Source organism: Noviherbaspirillum sp. UKPF54 (genome assembly GCF_007874125.1).
Classification (GTDB): domain Bacteria; phylum Pseudomonadota; class Gammaproteobacteria; order Burkholderiales; family Burkholderiaceae_D; genus Noviherbaspirillum.
This window is the reverse complement of the sequence record NZ_CP040128.1, coordinates 4,374,852-4,390,893: the sequence shown is the minus strand read 5'-3', so window position 1 is coordinate 4,390,893 and position 16,042 is coordinate 4,374,852. Positions and strand designations below refer to the sequence as shown.

11 protein-coding genes are annotated in these 16,042 nt (G+C 64.7%); 10 read left to right on the top strand and 1 reads right to left on the bottom strand.

What is annotated here, in order from left to right; all coding sequences use genetic code 11:
- Positions 1 to 52: 52 nt before the first annotated feature.
- Positions 53 to 685, bottom strand: a complete 633-nt coding sequence (locus FAY22_RS20260; RefSeq protein WP_168204901.1) for a LysE family translocator — start codon at positions 683 to 685, stop codon at positions 53 to 55.
- Between the two features lie 119 nt (positions 686 to 804).
- Between FAY22_RS20260 and FAY22_RS20255 the strand changes: the two genes are divergently transcribed.
- The 10 genes from FAY22_RS20255 (at position 805) to FAY22_RS20210 (ending at position 15,855) form a co-directional block, all read left to right on the top strand.
- Positions 805 to 1,251 carry an Lrp/AsnC family transcriptional regulator gene (locus FAY22_RS20255; RefSeq protein WP_246860589.1) on the top strand — a complete coding sequence of 149 codons (447 nt, stop codon included), beginning with the start codon at positions 805 to 807 and terminating at the stop codon, positions 1,249 to 1,251.
- Positions 1,252 to 1,512: 261 nt separating this feature from the next.
- The gene (locus FAY22_RS20250; RefSeq protein WP_146332538.1) at positions 1,513 to 2,841 is read left to right on the top strand and encodes a hypothetical protein; all 1,329 of its coding nucleotides are present in this window, start codon (positions 1,513 to 1,515) and stop codon (positions 2,839 to 2,841) included.
- 12 nt (positions 2,842 to 2,853) lie between these two features.
- Positions 2,854 to 3,258 carry a hypothetical protein gene (locus FAY22_RS20245; RefSeq protein WP_210411859.1) on the top strand — a complete coding sequence of 135 codons (405 nt, stop codon included), beginning with the start codon at positions 2,854 to 2,856 and terminating at the stop codon, positions 3,256 to 3,258.
- 126 nt (positions 3,259 to 3,384) lie between these two features.
- Positions 3,385 to 4,920, top strand: a complete 1,536-nt coding sequence (locus FAY22_RS20240; protein ID WP_246860588.1) for a methyl-accepting chemotaxis protein — start codon at positions 3,385 to 3,387, stop codon at positions 4,918 to 4,920.
- Positions 4,921 to 5,133: 213 nt separating this feature from the next.
- Entirely contained in the window at positions 5,134 to 8,709 is a 3,576-nt protein-coding gene (locus tag FAY22_RS20235; protein WP_146332537.1) for an indolepyruvate ferredoxin oxidoreductase family protein, read from the top strand.
- A gap of 165 nt (positions 8,710 to 8,874) precedes the next feature.
- Complete coding sequence (icmF, locus tag FAY22_RS20230) at positions 8,875 to 12,159, top strand: fused isobutyryl-CoA mutase/GTPase IcmF (protein WP_146332535.1); 3,285 nt, start codon at positions 8,875 to 8,877, stop codon at positions 12,157 to 12,159.
- Between the two features lie 223 nt (positions 12,160 to 12,382).
- Entirely contained in the window at positions 12,383 to 13,015 is a 633-nt protein-coding gene (locus FAY22_RS20225; RefSeq protein WP_146332533.1) for a paraquat-inducible protein A, read from the top strand.
- Positions 13,012 to 13,644, top strand: a complete 633-nt coding sequence (locus FAY22_RS20220) for a paraquat-inducible protein A (RefSeq protein WP_146332531.1) — start codon at positions 13,012 to 13,014, stop codon at positions 13,642 to 13,644. The genes FAY22_RS20225 and FAY22_RS20220 overlap by 4 nt, the downstream gene beginning before the upstream one ends.
- Positions 13,645 to 13,662: 18 nt before the next feature.
- The gene (locus FAY22_RS20215) at positions 13,663 to 15,285 is read left to right on the top strand and encodes an intermembrane transport protein PqiB (protein ID WP_146332529.1); all 1,623 of its coding nucleotides are present in this window, start codon (positions 13,663 to 13,665) and stop codon (positions 15,283 to 15,285) included.
- 3 nt (positions 15,286 to 15,288) lie between these two features.
- Positions 15,289 to 15,855, top strand: a complete 567-nt coding sequence (locus FAY22_RS20210) for a membrane integrity-associated transporter subunit PqiC (protein WP_146332527.1) — start codon at positions 15,289 to 15,291, stop codon at positions 15,853 to 15,855.
- Positions 15,856 to 16,042: the final 187 nt, after the last annotated feature.

The following is a 16,042-nucleotide window of genomic DNA, read 5'->3' as shown; positions in this document are numbered from 1 at the left end:
GCCAATAAAGCACATCTACGTTGTTTGGCGGATCTTGATCCGCCCTACGCCGTCAATGGATGGTGCGCTTGACCGTCGCCATCATCGCCCCCGCAATCATCAGCAGACCGCCCGAGGCGCGGTTGCTCGTCTTGACGAAGCGCGCGTTCGCGGTAAAGCGCTGCGTGGTGCTGCCCAGCCAGGCGTACAGGCTGTAGGACATCAGGTCGAGCGCGATGGTGGTCGCGCCGAACACCAGCATCTGCAGGCCCACGGATTGGCCGGGATCGACGAACTGCGGCAGCAGGGCCACGAAGTACAGCAGCGCCTTCGGATTGGACAGCTCGACCACGACCGCTTGCCAGAACGCGCGCGGGCCGCTGACCGCATGGCCGGGGTTGGCGCTCACTGTCAGCGCGCTGGCCTTGCTGCGCATGGCGGCGATGCCGAGGTAGAACAGGTAGGCGACGCCGGCCCATTTGATGGCGGAAAACAGGGTGCCGCTGGCCACGATCAGGGCCGCCACGCCGGTGGCCGACAACGCGAAGTAGACCGCGTTGGCCAGCGCGATGCCGGCGATCGCCCAGTACGAGCGCCGGTAGCCGTTGGAGATGCCCTGCGTGACGATCAGCAGCGCCGCAGGTCCCGGCGTCAGGCAAACCACGGCGGTGGTGACGAAAAAGATCAGATACGTGTGCCAGTTCATGGCGAGCTCCCTTGTTGATTTACCCATAGTGTATGCACCATAAAGCGCGCATTGAAGGGATAATCAAAGGAAAAATCCCCTGATAACTTTTGTTTTCATCGAAAAATGGAGCACACGCCGTGAAAATAGAATTCGACGCGATGGACGCGAAAATCCTCGACATCCTGCAGGCCGACGCCCGCACCACGCTGGCCGAAATCGGCCGGCGCATCCACATGAGCCAGCCGGCAGTCGCCGAGCGCGTCAAGCGCATGGAAGCGGCCGGCGTGATCGAGGGCTATCACGCGCGGGTCAACCCGGCCGCGCTCGGCTACGGCATGACCGCCTTCATCCGCGTGTCCAAGCGCAGCCACGAAACGCCGGTCGAGGTGGTGGCCGCGCAGGTGCCGCAGATTATCGAGTGCCATTCGATCACCGGCGACGACTGCAGCATCGTCAAGGTGGTCGCTTCCTCGGTGTCGGAACTGGAAAAGGTGATCCTCGAACTGACGCGCTGCGGCGTCACCTCCACCTCGCTGATCCTGTCGTCCTGCATCGAACGCAAGGCGATCAGGCCGGCCAACTGAGCGCTGCCGTTCCGCGCTCATGCCCCTAGGCCATTTCGGCAAAACGCATAAAAGCGTCGAAATTCCCGCAAATATTTTCCAAAAGAAACTTTTTTGCACCAAAATTGCGCAAAAATGTATTCTTTGTCCGGCATATCCCTAGCCCGAGTGGGCCTACTAGATCGGAATCTTGGCTGTTTGACTTAACGCAACAAAAATTCATTTAAATACGACTAATTTCCGCTTTGCAATTCATTACCAATTCACCGAGGCGGAAATTACATGAACCTTCACTTCAGGCCGCGAGCATTGCGGATAAGCGTCGTTGCACTAGCGGTCAGCCAGCTGTTTTCAATCCCGGCCGGCGCGGCGCAACCCGAAGCGGCACGTATCGCGGAACTGGAGAAAAAGCTGGAAAAAAGCCTTGAGCTGATCCAGCAGCTGTCAGCACGCGTCAACCAGCTCGAGGCTGGCAAGGGCGCAGCCCCGGCGGCCCCTGCTGCAACCGCCGATGCGGTAGCAGCGCAGTCCGAGCGCATCGACCAGCTGGAAAAGAATATCGTGCAGGTTTCCGAGACTTCGGCCAAACGCGGCAGCACCGGCCTGCCGCTGCACGGCTTTGCCGACGTCGGCTATGCGCACTCGTCGAACGATCCGAACGGCCGCAAGGGCGGATTTGCGCTCGGGAACCTCGATCTGTACATGACCCCCGACCTGGGCGACCGCGTCAAGGGAATCGCCGAGCTGGTCTTCGAAATGGGTGAAAACGGCGTGCTCAATACCGACCTGGAACGGCTGCAGCTCGGCTACACCTTCAGCGATGCGCTGACTGCCTGGGCCGGCCGCTTCCACACGCCGTACGGCTACTGGAACACCGCCTTCCACCACGGTGCGCAGATCCAGACTTCGCTGCTGCGACCGCGCTTCATCGCATTCGAGGACCAGGGCGGCATCCTGCCGGCGCATACGGTCGGCCTGCTGGCGTCCGGCGGCGTGCGTCTCGGCTCCGGCAAGCTGCAATACGACGCCTATTACGGCAATGGCAGCCGCATCGTCGAACGCGAGCTCGACTTCAACGCCTTCAAGGACGACAACGCCAACAAGGCGGTGGGCGGCAACGTGCGCTACGCGTTCGGCGGCGCGCTGGAAGGCCTGATGCTGGGCCTGCACGGCCTGTCGGAACAGGTCGCCGCGTTCGATGCCAACAACGTCAGGCTCAGCAATACCAAGCTCAATGTGTACGGCGGCTTCGCCTTCCTCGACAAGGACGACTGGGAAGTCATCAGCGAGTACTACCGCTTCCGCAACGACGACCTGTCCGGCAACAGCGGCACGCACGCCAGCTGGGCCGGCTTCGCCCAGGTCGGACGACTGCTCGGCGGGCGCTGGACGCCGTATTACCGCTTCGAAAAAGCCGTGCTTGACCAGGGCGACAACTATTTTGCCTCCCTCGACAGCGGACGTTCCTACAAGCGTAACGCGCTTGGCGTGCGCTACGACGTGAATCCGCAGGCCGCGCTCAAGCTGGAGCTGAACCAGACCACCGAGCAGCAGACGGTCTCGGATCAGAAATCGAATGAAGCACGTGTGCAGTTCGCGGTGCGCTTTTAAGGGATATCCGTCATGAAAATCACTCGAATGATCGCCCTGTCCGCCCTCGCGGGCGGCATGCTGGCCGGCGCGCCCGCGCTGGCCGCCGACGTGTACGTGATCGCCAACAGCGGACTGGAACTGTCCGCGGACGACATCAGAGACGTCTTCATCGGCGAAAAGCAGGTTGCCGGCAGCGCGAAGATTGTCCCTCTGGACAATGCCGGCCTGCAGAAAGCCTTCCTGGAAAAAGCCATCAAGCTGGATGCGACCAAGTATGGCGCAATCTGGACCAAGAAGGGATTCCGCGACGGCCTGAATCCGCCGCCGGTCAAGTCCGGCGATGCGGAAGTGATCGCGGCGGTGAAGTCGACGCCAGGAGCGGTCGGCTACGTCTCGAGCGCACCGGCGGGCGTGAAGGTCGTGCAGAAGTACTAGGAGCAGGGACGGAGCACCGGCGGGCGGCCCTTCCCGGCCGCTCATCATTCCATAAGAAGCACAGCATTGCGGCGGAGGCCCGCAAAAGGAACAATGATGCTAAAAAAAATCTCTCTGAAATTTGGCATGTACATGGGTGTTTTCGTCGCCGTCATGCCGCTGGTGCTGGTGCTCTTCTTTCAGATCTTCTCCAACACCAACCTGCAGCAACGCGTCGACCAGACGCTTGCCATATATGACGTGGGCCTGCAGGCTTCCTCGCAGTACAAGGATTTCCTCAATGGCGTCAACGACGCGGTCGACTCCGGCAAGTTCGGCGTCAAGGCGCTGAAAGCGCTCGACGACGCCCGTGCGAAGGCCGGCGAGCTGGCTAAACTGGCGCCGGGCGCGAACGCCGCGGCCGCCGTCGCCGCGCTCGACAAGGTGCATGCCGCGCTGGCGGCGAACAATTCGATCGAGTCGATCACGCCGCTCAAGGCCGAGATCCACGGCATCGACTCGTCGCTGACTGCGGCGGTCGGGGAAGTCAAGGCCAGGCTATCGACGCTGGTGGGCGATGACGACAAGTCGGCGCGCAGCAAGGGGCGCATCCTGCTGGCGGTCGCCTGCGTGACCCTGCTGCTGCTGGCTGTCGTCATTCACCAGATGGTCAACGCGGTCACCCGGCCGCTGGCGCAGGCGGTGGAAACGGCGCGGCGCGTCGCGCAGGGCGACCTGTCCAACCGTATAGAAGTCACCAGCCACAATGAGATCGGCGCGCTGCAGCAGGCGCTGGCCGAAATGAATAATGCGCTGGTGGCGATCGTTGGTGAAGTGCGCGCCGCATCGCAGGAAATCGCGCATGGCACCGGCGAGATTGCCAACGGCAACAACGACCTGTCGCGCCGCACCGAGCAGCAGGCGGCCAGCCTGGACAAGACCACGTCGAGCGTCGCACAGCTGGCGGCCGCGGTCGGCCATAACGCCGACAATTCGCGCCAGGCCAACGCACTGGCGCAGAACGCCTCGGAAGTAGCGCTCAAGGGCGGCGAAGTGGTCGAACAGGTGGTACGGACCATGGGCTCGATCAACGACAGCTCGCGCAAGGTGGTCGACATCATCGGCGTCATCGAAGGCATCGCGTTCCAGACCAATATCCTGGCGCTCAACGCGGCGGTGGAGGCGGCGCGCGCCGGCGAACAGGGACGTGGCTTTGCCGTGGTGGCATCCGAAGTGCGCAACCTGGCACAGCGTTCGGCGGCGGCAGCCAAGGAAATCAAGGACATGATCGGCAACTCGGTCGACAAGGTCAACGACGGCACCAGGCTGGTGGAACAGGCGGGCAAGACCATGCAGGATATTGTCACGGCGATCGCGCGCGTGAATGGGATGATGACCGACATCCAGTCCGAATCGGCCGAGCAGCGCGACGGCATCGAGCAGGTCAGCCAGGCAATGCAGCAGATGGACCAGATGACGCAGCAAAACGCGGCACTGGTGCAACAGGCCGCGGCCGCCGCCGAAGCGGTGCGCGAACAGACCGAGCGGCTGTCAAATGCCGTCGGCAAATTTAAGCTGGACGGAACGGCGGCACAGCTCAATGGCCGGCACCTCGAGGTCGTCGCGGGCAGCAAGGCGGTCGAGCTGCGTGTCGTGCCCGAGCGCCTGAAACTCGTGTCCTGAGGTAATGCAGCAGCGCCCGGTCTCCCGGGCGCTGCATTTTTCCCTTCCGATTTGCGGATCGCCCCGGTTCCGTTCTAAACTTGCATTTATGGCGATATCGTTATCCGGTGTCGCCGTAACGACCGATACCCCCGGTCCCGCTGCTTGGCTCCACCCCGCCTTACCCGGCGCTTCAAGCCAAGCCGCAATCCGAACAACAATTTTGGAGACATCATGCAAGCCGACACAGCAGCTACCCCTGCTGGGCTGTCTGCCGCCGCACCCGGCGCAACATCCCTCGCCCCCCTCGCCCAGGTTTCTCTCGACGACAAATACACCTCCACCTCGGGCCTGATCTTCATTTCCGGCATCCAGGCGCTGGTACGCCTGCCGCTGATGCAGCGCCAGCGCGACCTGGCCGCCGGACTGAACACCGCCGGCTTCATTTCCGGCTATCGCGGCTCGCCCCTGGGCGGCCTCGACGAAAACCTGTGGAAGGCGCAAAAGCTGCTGGAGCAAAACCACGTCAAGTTCGTGCCCGGCGTAAACGAAGACCTGGCGGCGACCGCGGTCTGGGGCACACAGACGGTCGACCTGATCGGACCGGCCAGGTACGACGGCGTGTTCGCCATGTGGTACGGCAAGGGACCAGGCGTGGACCGCTGCGGCGACGTGTTCAAGCACATGAACCATGCCGGCACCGCCAAGCACGGCGGCGTGCTGCTGGTGGCCGGCGACGACCACGGCGCGTATTCCTCGACGCTGCCGCACCAGTCGGACCATATCTTCGCTGCCTGCATGATTCCCGTGCTGTATCCGTGCAATGTGCAGGAATACCTCGACCTCGGGCTGCACGCCTGGGCGATGTCGCGCTATTCCGGCTGCGCGGTCGGTTTCAAGGCGCTGGCCGACACGGTCGAATCGACCGCCTCGGTCGACGCCGATCCGTTCCGCCTCAAGATCGTCTATCCGACCGACTTCGTGATGCCGGAAGGCGGCCTGAACACGCGGCTATCGACCGACACGCTCGGCATCCAGGCGCGCAAGCAGGAAGCGCTGATGCAGGATTACAAGATCTACGCCGCGCTGGCCTACGCGCGCGCCAACAAGCTCAACCGCACCACCATCGACAGCCCGCAGGCCAAGCTCGGCATCATCGCTTCCGGCAAGTCCTACCTCGACGTGCTGGAGGCGCTGGAGGAGCTCGGCATCGACGAAAAGATGGCGGCCGAGATCGGGATACGCGTCTATAAAGTGGCGATGCCCTGGCCGCTGGAGCCGGACGGCGTGCGCGAGTTCGCGCAGGGTCTCGACGAAATCCTGGTGGTGGAGGAAAAGCGCCAGATCGTCGAATACCAGTTGAAGGAACAGCTGTACAACTGGCGCGACGACGTGCGCCCGCGCGTGATCGGCAAGTTCGACGAAAAGGGCGAATGGGTGCATCCGCGCGGCGACTGGCTGCTGGCGCCAAAGGCCGATTTCTCGATTGCCCAGATCGCGCGCGTGATCGCCGCACGCATCGCGCGCCTCATTTCCCATTGTCCTACCAGCGACCTGATCAAGGCGCGCCTGGCCTTCCTGGAAGCGAAGGACAAGGTGCTGACCAAGGCGGTCAACACGCCGCCGCGCCCGGCCTGGTACTGCTCGGGCTGCCCGCACAACACCTCGACCAAGGTCCCGGAAGGCTCTTTCGCGCTGGCCGGCATCGGTTGCCATGTGATGGCCACAGCGATCTACCCGGAACACAACAAGCTCACCACCCACATGGGCGGCGAAGGCGCGCCGTGGATCGGGCAGGCGGCGTTTTCCCAGGTGCCGCACGTGTTCCAGAACCTGGGCGACGGCACCTATTTCCACTCCGGCTATCTCGCGATCCGCGCCGCGGTCGCGGCCAGCGTCAACATCACCTATAAAATCCTGTACAACGACGCGGTGGCGATGACGGGCGGCCAGCCGGTCGACGGCATCACCTCGGTGCCGATGATCGCGCAGCAGATGGCGGCCGAGGGCGTCAAGCGCATCGCGCTGGTGACCGAAGACCCAGATCGCTACGCCGACCGCTCGGCGTTGCCCAACATCGTCACCCTGCACGACCGCAAGGAGATGGACGCGGTGCAGCGCGAGTTGCGCGAAGTACAAGGCGTATCGGTGCTGATCTACGATCAGACCTGCGCCGCCGAAAAGAGGCGCCGCCGCAAGAAGGGCGAATACCCCGATCCGGCCAAACGCTTATTCATTAATGACGCGGTATGCGAAGGCTGCGGCGACTGCGGCGCGCAGTCGAACTGCACCTCGATCCTGCCGCTGGAAACCGAGTTCGGCCGCAAGCGCGCCATCGACCAGTCGTCCTGCAACAAGGATTACTCGTGCGTGAAGGGGTTCTGCCCGAGTTTTGTCACGGTCGAGGGTGGTACGCTGCGCAAGTCGAAGACGGGCGTCGCACGGCAGGACGATTTCGGTCCCCTGCCCGACCCCTTGCTGCCGGCCTGCGACGCGCCGTACAACATTCTGTTGAACGGCATCGGCGGCACCGGCGTGATCACCATCGGCGCGCTGATCGGCATGGCTGCCCATCTCGAAGGCAAGGGAGTGTCGGTGCTCGACATGACCGGCATGTCGCAGAAGAACGGCTCGGTCACCTCGCACATCCGCATCGCGCGCGTGCCGGGCGCAATCCGGGCGCAACGCATCGCCACCGGCGAGGCGGACCTGGTGCTAGGCGGCGACATGCTGACCGCCGGCGCGCAGGATGCGATCTCCAAGATGCGCGCCGGCCGCACCCGCGCTGTGGTCAACACTCACCGGCAGCCGACCGGGCATTTCACGAAGAACCCCGACTGGCAATTCCCGTTCGAGCAGGTCAAGGAGCTGATCAATGAATCGGTAGCCGAGCGCGCCGACTACATCGACGCCACCCGCCTGGCCACGGCGCTCATGGGCGACGCGATCGCGACCAATCTGTTCATGCTCGGCTTCGCCTACCAGAAGGGCGCGCTGCCGGTATCGGAAGCGGCCCTGCTGCGCGCGATCGAACTGAACGGCGTGGCGATCGAATCGAACAAGAAGAGCTTCCTGTGGGGCCGGCGCGCGGCGGTCGACCTGGCGCGCGTGGAACGCATCGCGGTTCCCGCGCAACCGGTCGTGCTGCAGATGCCGCAAACCTTGAATAGCCTGATCGCGCGCCGCGTCGCCTTCCTCACCGGCTACCAGGATGCGGCCTATGCCGGGCGCTACGAGGCGCTGGTCAATACGGTGCGCCAGGCGGAAAGCGCGCTGGGCGCGGGCGATCGCCTCACGCGCGCGGTGGCGCAGTCCTACTTCAAGCTGATGGCGTACAAGGACGAATACGAAGTGGCCCGGCTCTACACCGATGGCCAGTTCATGGACAAGCTCAAGCAGCAGTTCGACGGCGAGTTCACGCTGGCATTCAATCTCGCGCCGCCCTTGTTCGCCAAGAAGGATGCGAACGGCGTTCCGCTCAAGACGCGGTACGGCTCGTGGATGTGGCATGGCTTCAGGATGCTGGCGAAGCTGAAGACGCTGCGCGGCGGCGCGTTCGACCTGTTCGGCTATACGGCCGAGCGCAGGATGGAGCGGCGCCTGATCGACGAATACCGGGCGACGGTGTTGTCGCTGCTCGATGGTCTGCGCACGGACAACCTGGCGCTGGCGGCGGAGATTGCCGCCCTGCCGGAAAAGATCCGGGGCTTTGGCCATGTGAAGGCAAAGGCGATCTCGCAGTTCCGCATCGAGCAGGAAGCTCTTCTGAAGAAATACGTGCAGCAATCGGGATTGCCGCACGCCGCGTAAGCGCCCACTCTCCTCTCCCGGCGCAGGGAGAGGAGAATCCGCATGCACATAAATTTCCTATAGCCAATGAAATTTCCCCCATTTGACGGCACTCTCTATTGACGTTAACGTAAACGTAATTAACAGCGCCGATTATTCATACCAAAAGGAAGAGACACCCGCGCCATGACTGATCTTTCCGTAGCCAAAAAACTCGCCGAATACAAACCCGCCAACAAGGTCCGCTTCGTCACCGCCGCTTCGCTGTTCGACGGCCACGATGCGTCGATCAACATCATGCGCCGCATCCTGATGTCGCACGGCGCGGAAGTCATCCACCTCGGGCACAACCGCTCGGTCGACGAGATCGTCACCGCCGCATTGCAGGAAGACGCGCAGGGCATCGCCGTGTCGAGCTACCAGGGCGGCCATGTCGAATACTTCAAGTACATGATCGACCTCTTGAAGCAGCGCGGCGGCGCGCACATCAAGGTGTTCGGCGGCGGCGGCGGCGTGATCGTTCCGTCCGAGATCGCCGAGCTGCATGCCTACGGCGTGGCGCGCATCTTCAGCCCGGAAGACGGCCAGCGCATGGGGCTGGCGGGGATGATCGGATCGATGGTCGAAGCCTGCGACGTCGACCTCTCCACCTATGCACCGGCCAGTCTCGATGCGCTCACCGGCGGCGACATCGCCGACCGCCAGCGCCCATTGGCGCAGCTGATCACGGCACTGGAAAACGGCAAGGCCGACCCGGCGCTGAAGAATGCTTTGCACCAGGCGGCCGACACCATCACCACGCCAGTGCTCGGCATCACCGGCACCGGCGGCGCGGGCAAGTCCTCGCTGACCGACGAGCTGATCCGCCGCATCCGGCTCGACCAGGATGACGCGCTCAATATCGCGGTGATCTCGATCGATCCGTCGCGCCGCAAGTCGGGCGGCGCGCTCCTGGGCGACCGCATCCGCATGAATGCGATCAATCCCTGGAATGGCCAGGCGCAATCTCGCGTATTCATGCGCTCGCTCGCCACGCGCGAAGCCGGTTCCGAGATTTCGCAGGCGCTGCCGGACGTGGTCGCCGCGTGCAAGGTAGCCGGCTTCGATCTGGTGATCGTGGAAACCTCGGGCATCGGCCAGGGGGATGCCGCCATCGTGCCGCACGTGGACTTGTCGATGTACGTGATGACACCCGAGTTCGGCGCCGCCTCGCAGCTGGAAAAGATCGACATGCTGGATTTCGCCGATTTCGTCGCGATCAACAAGTTCGACCGCAAGGGCGCGCAGGATGCGCTGCGCGATGTGGCCAAGCAATACCAGCGCAACAGGGAACTGTTCAGTAAAAAGCCGGAAGAGATGCCGGTGTACGGCACGCAAGCCTCGCGCTTCAATGACGATGGCGTCACCGCCCTGTACCAGGGCTTGCTGCCGAAACTGGCCGAACTCGGCCTGAAGGCGCGGCCGGGCAAGCTGGCGCCGGTGCATGTGCGCCACTCCTCGGGCAAGAACGCGATCGTGCCGCCGGCACGGACCCGCTATCTGGCCGAGATCGCCGACACCGTGCGCGGCTATCACAAGCAAACGGCGAAGCAGGTGAAGCTCGCGCGCGAGCGCCAGCAGTTGCAGGAATCGAAGCGGATGCTCGCCGCCTGCGGCAAGAGCGCGGACCTGGATGAGCTGATCGCCGAGCGCGACAACCTGCTCGATGCGCGTGCGAAGACGCTGCTGGCCTGCTGGCCGGAAATGAAAGCGGCCTATGCCGGCGACGACTTCGTCACGAAAATCCGTGACAAGGAGCTGCGCACCCGCCTGACCTACAAGACACTGTCCGGCAATATCATCCGCAAAGTATCTCTGCCGAAGTTCGAGGACCACGGCGAGATCCTGCGCTGGCTGATGGCGGAAAACCTGCCCGGCTCCTTCCCATACACCGCCGGCGTGTTCCCGTTCAAGCGCGAAAACGAAGACCCGACCCGCATGTTCGCCGGTGAAGGCGACCCGTTCCGCACCAACCGCCGCTTCAAGCTGGTTTCTGCCGGCATGGACGCCAAGCGCCTGTCGACCGCGTTCGACTCGGTCACGCTGTATGGCGCCGACCCGGCGCTGCGCCCCGACATCTACGGCAAGATCGGCAATTCCGGCGTATCGGTGGCGACGCTGGACGACATGAAGGTGCTGTACGACGGCTTTGATTTGTGCGATCCGGCCACCTCGGTGTCGATGACGATCAACGGCCCGGCGCCGACGATCTTGGCGATGTTCATGAATACCGCGATCGACCAGCGCATGGACAAATTCCGCGCCGAGCACGGGCGCGAGCCGAGCGCCGAGGAAGCGGCGCAATTGCGCGCCTGGGTGCTGCAAAACGTGCGCGGCACGGTGCAGGCCGACATCCTGAAGGAAGACCAGGGCCAGAACACCTGCATCTTCTCCACCGAGTTCAGCCTGAAGGTGATGGGCGACATCCAGGAATACTTCGTGCAGCACCAGGTGCGCAATTTTTACTCGGTGTCGATCTCGGGCTACCACATCGCCGAAGCGGGCGCGAACCCGATCTCGCAGCTCGCGTTCACCTTGTCCAACGGTTTCACCTTCGTCGAAGCTTACCTGGCGCGCGGCATGCGCATCGACGACTTCGCACCCAACCTGTCGTTCTTCTTCAGTAACGGCATGGACCCGGAGTACACGGTGCTGGGGCGCGTGGCGCGCCGCATCTGGGCGGTGGCCATGCGCGACAAGTACGGCGCCAACGAGCGCAGCCAAAAGCTGAAATACCATATCCAGACTTCCGGCCGCTCGCTGCATGCGCAGGAAATCGACTTCAACGATATCCGCACCACGCTGCAGGCGCTCATCGCGATCTACGACAACTGCAACTCGCTGCATACCAACGCCTACGACGAGGCGATCACCACGCCGACCGACGAATCGGTGCGCCGGGCGCTGGCGATCCAGCTGATCATCAACCGCGAATGGGGCCTGGCGAAGAACGAGAATCCGAACCAGGGCTCGTTCATCATCGAGGAGCTGACCGACCTGGTGGAAGAAGCGGTGCTGCGGGAGTTCGAGCGCATCGCCGAACGCGGCGGCGTGCTGGGTGCGATGGAGACTGGCTACCAGCGCGGCAAGATCCAGGAAGAGTCGATGCATTACGAGCACCTGAAGCACGACGGCACACTGCCCATCATCGGCGTCAACACCTTCCGCAACCCGAAGGGCGACGCCACGCCGCAGCAGCTGGAACTGGCGCGCTCGACGGAAGAGGAAAAGCAGTCGCAGCTGCGGCGCCTGACCGACTTCCAGCAGCGCCACGCACAGCAGGCGCCGGCCCTGCTGCAGCGGCTGCAGCAGGCGGTGATCGACAACGACAACGTGTTCGCGGCACTGATGGACGCGGTGCGCGCCTGCTCGCTCGGCCAGATCAGCAACGCCTTGTTCGAAGTCGGCGGCCAGTACCGCCGCAACATGTAGCAGGCCCAAGCCCCTTTCCCGGCACCCAACGGGAAAGGGACGCCGCCTTTCGCTCCCCGCATCCACTGCGCAGCCGGCTGCTTGTGCCGGCCTGATCTTCCATCCTTGATTCTTGTCGTCACCCCCGACGCAACCTCCTCGCAATTCTGTTGTCTACTGTGCAATCGAATAGCGCGGCCCGCATTTCCGGTGGAGTGCCCGGCACCGGCAGGCCGCAACATGTATGGAAACGTCCTCGCCACAAAAACTGCTTGCCTGCCGGCATTGCGACCTGCTTCAGCATGAGGTCGTGCTGCACCGGCACCACGACGCGCATTGCGTGCGCTGCGGCGCGCTGCTGTACCGGGGCACGCGCGCGCGGCTGGACTGGATGATTGCGCTGGTGCTGGCGTCGGCCATCCTGCTTCTCGTATCGAACCTGTTCCCGATCGCCGCGCTCGAAAAGTACGGCACCTACCATGCCACGACGCTGGCCGGCACCGTGCTGACCCTGTACTACCAGGACCGGCCGCTGGTGGCCGCGCTGGTGCTGGGCACGGCGATCCTGGTGCCGGCGCTGGAGTTGTGCGCGCTGCTGTACATGCTGCTGCCGCTGCGTGCCTGCCGCATCGCGCCGGGGCTGGCGTATGTCTTTCGCTTCGTGCTGGCGATCCACCGCTGGAGCATGATGGAAGTGTTCCTGCTCGCCCTGTTGGTCACGCTGGCCAAGCTGTCGGATCTTGCCACCATCGTGCCGGGCATTGCGCTGTGGGCCTTCGCCGGCCTGATCGCCTCCTTTTCGGCGGTTGCCGCCTCGTTCAGCGCGCGCGATTTCTGGGGCTGGGTGGATGCAATCGGCGCGGAGGGCCGGCCATGAGCGCGACGTCAGCAGATGGCGGCTGCGCCACCCTGCGCGGTCTGGTCACCTGCCAGGCGTGCGGCCTGCTATGCCGCTGCCGCGGCACACCGGACACGCTGTGTTGCCCGCGCTGCCGCGCCCGCCTGCATGCGCGCAAGCCTAACAGCGTGTCGCGTACCTGGGCCTTCGTGATCGCCGCCTACATCCTCTACATCCCGGCCAATACCCTGCCGATCCTGGAAACGCGCTCGCTGTTCGACGTGCACAGCAATACGATCATGAGCGGCGTGATCCTGTTCTGGAACAGCGGCTCGTGGTTCGTGGCGGCGCTGATCTTCTTCGCCAGCATCGTGGTGCCGCTCACCAAGCTCATTGCGCTGACCCTGCTGCTGGTGTCGGTGCAGCGCCGCATGGACTGGCAGCCGCGCCAGCGCACCCGGCTGTACCGCCTGGTCGACGCCATCGGGCGCTGGTCGATGCTCGACATTTACGTGGCGGCCCTGTCGGTGGCGCTGGTGCAGGTCGAATCGTTCGCCTCGATGCGCGCCGGGCTGGGTGCGGCCGCATTCGGCGCGGTCGTGGTGTTGACGATGCTGGCCGCGCACAGCTTCGACCCGCGGCTGATCTGGGACGAGAGAGGGTCATGAGCCGGATCGGGGAGCGCGATGCCTGACACGCCGCCGCCGGACCAATCCTCCATCCCCGACGCGGTGGCTGTGCCCAAGCGGCACTGGACGGTGCCGCTGGTCTGGATCATTCCGATCGTCGCCGCCCTGCTCGGGATCTGGCTGGCCGCGCACTACCTGTTTTCGCAGGGACCGGTCATCACCATCGCCTTCAAGAATGCGGAAGGGCTGGAAGCCGGCAAGACCAAGGTGCGCTACAAGGAAGTCGACATCGGCACGGTGTCGGCGGTCGCGATCGCCGAGGACCGCTCGCACGTGATCGTCACCGCCGAGATCGCCAAGCAGGCCGAGCAATTGCTGGTGAGCGATACGCGCTTCTGGGTGGAGCGTCCGCGCATCACGCTGGGCAGCATCACCGGGCTGGGCACATTGTTTTCCGGCGCCTACATCGGCACCGACGCCGGCACCTCGGCCCAGGAACGGCGGCAGTTCGTCGGCCTCGACACGCCCCCGCCGGTGCTGTCCGACGCCCAGGGCCGCCAGTTCATGCTGCATGCCGACAGCATGGACTCGCTATATCTCGGCGCGCCAGTCTATTTCCGGCGCGTGGCCGTCGGCCGAGTCACCGGCTACCGGATCGACGACGACGGGCGCGGCGTGACGCTCGACATTTTCATCGACGCCCCCAACGACCGCTTCGTCACCGCCGACGCGCGCTTCTGGCAAGCCAGCGGCCTGGACCTGGCAGTCGGCAGCGGCGGCATCAAGCTCAATACCGAATCGCTGACCTCGGTCGTGGTCGGCGGCATTTCCTTCCAGGCGGCGCCCGGCGCCGAGGGCGGCGCGCCGGCGCCGGCCGATACCCGCTTTGCCCTGTACCGCGACCGCGACAGCGCCTTGAAGCCGCAAAGCCGGCTGGCGCAGCCCTACGTGCTCTATTTCGGCGAATCCCTGCGCGGCCTGGCGCCGGGCGCCGCCATCGACCTGCGCGGCATCGAGATCGGCGAGGTCAAGTCGATCGGCGTGGAATACCCGGACGATTCCGGCGCGATCCGCTTCCCGGTTGAAATCAGCCTGTTCCCCGAACGCCTGCGCGTACGCGGCGGCGTGCCGTCCCCTTCGCCGCTGGAGCGCAACCCGCAGGCCTTCCTCGACAAGCTGGTGGCACGCGGCCTGCGCGCCCAGCTCAAGAGCGGCAATCTGTTGACCGGACAGCAGTTCGTGGCGCTCGACTTCTTCCCGCACGCGCCCGGCGCCAGGATCGACTGGCGCCATGCGCCCCCCGAGCTGCCGACCGTCGCCGGCGGCTTCGCCGATCTCCAGGACACCCTGGCCGGCATCGCGCGCAAGCTCGACCGCGTGCCGTTCGACACAATCGGGCGCGACCTGGACCGCTCGCTCAAGAGCCTCGACGCCACGCTGCGCAGCGCCGACACCGTGCTGCGCCAGCTGGACGCCTCCGTGCTGCCGGAACTGAAGGGAACGCTGGAGCAGGCGCACAAGGCGCTGGGCAATGCCGAGCGCGCCCTGTCGTCGGACGCGCCGGTGCAGGAAGACCTGCGCTCGACCCTGCAGGAGGTGAACCGGGCCGCGCGCGCGCTGCGGGTGCTGGCCGACTACCTGAGCCGCCACCCCGAGGCGCTCATCCGCGGAAAGGAGTAGCGCATGCCGCCCCGTGCCCGTCTCATCCTTCCGGCGGCGATCCTCGCCCTGGCCGCATGCCGCACGCCGCCGCAGGAAACCTTCTATACCCTCAACCCGGTGCCCGAGCCGACCGAAAGCGGCGGCCGCGCCCGCTTCAGCGTGACGGTGGGGCCGGTCGCCGTGCCGGAAATGGTCGACCGCCCGCAACTGGTGGTGCGGCGCAGCCCCAACCGGGTCGACGTGCTGGAACACCATCGCTGGGCGCAGCCGCTGGGTGCCGAAATCGCGCGCGTGCTGGCGGCCGACCTGTCAAGCCGGCTGGGCGGCGCACGTGCCGTTTCCGCCGCCGGCCGGGGCGAAGGCGCCGACTACCGGGTTGCGGTCGATATCGAGCAGTTCGACGCCGTGCCGGGGCAAGACGTGACGGTGCGGGGGGCGTGGAGCGTGCGGCATGCCGGCGCAACGCTGTGCAAAGGCCGTTCGGCGCTGCGAGAAGCAGTGCAGGCGGACGGCTACGAGGCGCTGGCCGCGGCCTACGCCCGTGCCCTGGCCCGCATGAGCGCCGAAATCGCCGATGCAATGCGCTAGAATTCCGCACTTCCCACACATTTTCTGAAAAGCAATTAATTGTCCTGGATCAAGGAAATACCCGGGACTGACGCCTATGCTTGGGTACGCTGTGCCCGGCTCCAGCGGCCGCCTTGCCGCCCATCCGCCCGCCTCCCCTGCTTTTTCGGACAGTTTTCTGGCGCGGCTCCCCTACGCCGCGCCCGCC

What these genes read in the sequence shown, in the direction of transcription:
- FAY22_RS20260 (WP_168204901.1), bottom strand. Translation starts at nt 685, where the DNA reads ATGAACTGGCACACGTATCTGATCTTTTTCGTCACCACCGCCGTGGTT.
- FAY22_RS20250 (WP_146332538.1), top strand. Translation starts at nt 1,513, where the DNA reads ATGAACCTTCACTTCAGGCCGCGAGCATTGCGGATAAGCGTCGTTGCA.
- FAY22_RS20245 (WP_210411859.1), top strand. Translation starts at nt 2,854, where the DNA reads ATGAAAATCACTCGAATGATCGCCCTGTCCGCCCTCGCGGGCGGCATG.
- FAY22_RS20240 (WP_246860588.1), top strand. Translation starts at nt 3,385, where the DNA reads ATGTACATGGGTGTTTTCGTCGCCGTCATGCCGCTGGTGCTGGTGCTC.
- FAY22_RS20235 (WP_146332537.1), top strand. Translation starts at nt 5,134, where the DNA reads ATGCAAGCCGACACAGCAGCTACCCCTGCTGGGCTGTCTGCCGCCGCA.
- icmF (WP_146332535.1), top strand. Translation starts at nt 8,875, where the DNA reads ATGACTGATCTTTCCGTAGCCAAAAAACTCGCCGAATACAAACCCGCC.
- FAY22_RS20225 (WP_146332533.1), top strand. Translation starts at nt 12,383, where the DNA reads ATGGAAACGTCCTCGCCACAAAAACTGCTTGCCTGCCGGCATTGCGAC.
- FAY22_RS20220 (WP_146332531.1), top strand. Translation starts at nt 13,012, where the DNA reads ATGAGCGCGACGTCAGCAGATGGCGGCTGCGCCACCCTGCGCGGTCTG.
- FAY22_RS20215 (WP_146332529.1), top strand. Translation starts at nt 13,663, where the DNA reads ATGCCTGACACGCCGCCGCCGGACCAATCCTCCATCCCCGACGCGGTG.
- FAY22_RS20210 (WP_146332527.1), top strand. Translation starts at nt 15,289, where the DNA reads ATGCCGCCCCGTGCCCGTCTCATCCTTCCGGCGGCGATCCTCGCCCTG.